The organism is Actinomycetota bacterium (genome assembly GCA_005774595.1).
Classification (GTDB): domain Bacteria; phylum Actinomycetota; class Coriobacteriia; order Anaerosomatales; family D1FN1-002; genus D1FN1-002.
The window spans coordinates 1-1,854 of sequence record VAUM01000353.1 but is presented as its reverse complement, the minus strand read 5'-3'; the positions used below and the strand labels follow the sequence as shown (position 1 = coordinate 1,854).

At 68.9% G+C, this 1,854-nt stretch carries 1 protein-coding gene; it reads right to left on the bottom strand.

The annotated features are described in order from the left end of the window. Window positions 1-1,535 (bottom strand): CTP synthase (locus FDZ70_10020; protein ID TLM68101.1); only part of this gene is annotated, 1,535 nt, incomplete at its 3' end. Window positions 1,536-1,854: the final 319 nt, after the last annotated feature.

Genomic DNA, 1,854 nt, shown 5'->3' with positions numbered 1-1,854 from the left:
CTCTTGAACTCCGGATGCCCCTGGTGGCCGACGAACCACGGGTGGTCCGGCAGTTCCACCATCTCGACGAGCCGCTCGTCCGGCGACAGGCCGCTGATCACGAGCCCGGCCTCCACGAGCCGCTCGCGGTACGCGTTGTTCACCTCGTAGCGGTGGCGATGCCGCTCGTAGATGACCTCTTCGCCGTAGCAGTCCCACCCGCGCGTGCCCTCCACGACCTTGCACGGGTACGCGCCGAGGCGCATCGTGCCACCCATCGCGTCGCTGCCGTCATGCTCGCGCATGATGTCGATGACGGGGTGCGCGGTCACCGGGTCGAACTCGGCCGAGTTGGCGCCGTCGAGCCCCGCGACGTGCCGCGCGAACTCGGCCACGGCCACCTGCATGCCGAGGCAGATGCCGAGGTACGGCACGCCGTTCTCGCGCGCGTAGCACGCCGCGCGGATCTTGCCCTCGATGCCGCGGATGCCGAAGCCGCCCGGCACGAGCACGCCGTCCATCTCGCAGAGGATCTGGTCGACCTCTTCGGGCGTGAGTGACTCGGCGTCGACCCAGTGCACGTTGACCTTGTGGTCGTGGAAGATGCCCGCGTGGTCGAGCGCCTCGCTCACCGACAGGTACGCGTCGGGCAGCTGGACGTACTTGCCGACCAGCGCGATGTCGACCGAGTCGGCCAGCGACGCGGAGTGCGCCACGAACCTCTCCCACTCGGCCATGTCGGGCGCGCCGCACTCGAGCTTCATGCGCTCGATGACCATCTCGTCGAGACCCTGCTCGCGCAGACGCAGCGGCACCTCGTAGATAGACCGCGCGTCCTGCGCCGAGACGACCGCCTTGGGGTCCACGTCGCAGAAGAGCGCGATCTTGCGGCGGATGCCCGCGTCGATCGGCCGATCGCTGCGGCACACGATGAAGTCGGGCTGGATACCGATGCTGCGCAGCTCTTTGACCGAGTGCTGCGTCGGCTTGGTCTTCAGTTCCTCGGACGCCGCGATGTAGGGCACGAGCGTCACGTGGATGTAGCAGACGTTGTCGTGCCCGACGTCCTTGCGGATCTGCCGGATCGTCTCGAGGAACGGCAGCGACTCGATGTCGCCGACCGTGCCGCCGACCTCGGTGATCACCACGTCGGGCGCGCCCTCCTCGGACAGCCGGCGGATGCGCTCCTTGATCTCGTTGGTGACGTGCGGAATGACCTGCACCGTCGCGCCGAGGAAGTCGCCGCGGCGCTCGCGGGTCACGATCGAGTGGTAGATCGAGCCGGCGGTCACGTTGCAGTCCCGCGACAGCGACTCGTCGATGAAGCGCTCGTAGTGGCCGAGGTCCAGGTCGGTCTCGGCGCCGTCGTCGGTGACGAACACCTCGCCGTGCTGGAAGGGGGACATCGTGCCCGGATCGACGTTGAGATAGGGGTCGAGCTTCTGGATCTTGACCTTCTGGCCTCGCGCCTTGAGCAGCCGCCCGAGCGACGCTGCCGTGATGCCCTTGCCGAGCGATGAGACGACGCCGCCTGTGACGAATATGTGCTTGGCCATAGGTGTGCCCGCGCCTCCGGTCTCTCGACGAACCCCGCTTGGCATCATAGCGCGCCCCGTCCGTGTGTGGGGCGCTTCATCGGGCGTCTTCCGCGCCCGCGCCGTCCTTCGGCCGCCCAAGGCCGTCGAGCCACGCCAGCCACGCGTGCTTCTCGACCGCCTCGGTCAGCGAATAGCGCTCGGCGAGCAGGTTGAGGACGACCACCACGACCGCGGCCACGTACAGCCCCGGCACCGGCAGCGACAGCGCGAGCGCGAAGCCCGCCAGCGCTCCGGCCGCGTTCGCGCCCGCGTCGCCGAGCATCGCGCGCTCGCGCTC